Raw genomic sequence first — 449 nt, 5'->3', positions numbered from 1 at the left:
CTTTACCGATACCGGGCTCGGGTCCGCCGCCGCTTTGGCACCGGTCAATCGCGGCTATTCGACCTCGGACGAGGGACAAGTGGACCTTCTGGTCAACGGCGCTTTGTTCAAGCTGCCGGCGGGCGAAGTCTCGACCAGCGTGCACCTCGGCGGCGATATCAGCGATTTCAGCAGCACGTCGTATCGAGCAGGACTGATTTCGCCCGGAAGTGTGTCGCGCAATACCGCCAACGGCCAGCTCAATATCGACGTGCCACTGACCAGCCGCGCCAAGAATGTGCTGCCGGTGATTGGCAGCCTGTCGGTCAACGGCAATGTCGCGGTCGATCAACTGTCGGACTTCGGCACGCTGACGACACTTGGTTATGGGCTCAATTGGTCGCCGGTGGTGCCATTGCGGATCATCGCGTCGGTCACCGATCGCGACACCGCACCAACCGCGCAGCAAC

The 449-nt window shown here is 61.9% G+C and carries 1 protein-coding gene; it reads left to right on the top strand.

Annotated elements, in window-relative coordinates; genetic code table 11:
- On the top strand, window positions 1-449 hold a 449-nt coding region (locus AACY08_RS29715), incomplete at both ends, for a hypothetical protein (RefSeq protein WP_339472662.1).

The sequence above is a fragment of the Pseudomonas sp. EL_65y_Pfl1_R83 genome, from assembly GCF_963970695.1.
Classification (GTDB): Bacteria; Pseudomonadota; Gammaproteobacteria; order Pseudomonadales; family Pseudomonadaceae; genus Aquipseudomonas; species Aquipseudomonas tritici.
This window is presented reverse-complemented; position numbering and strand designations above follow the sequence as displayed.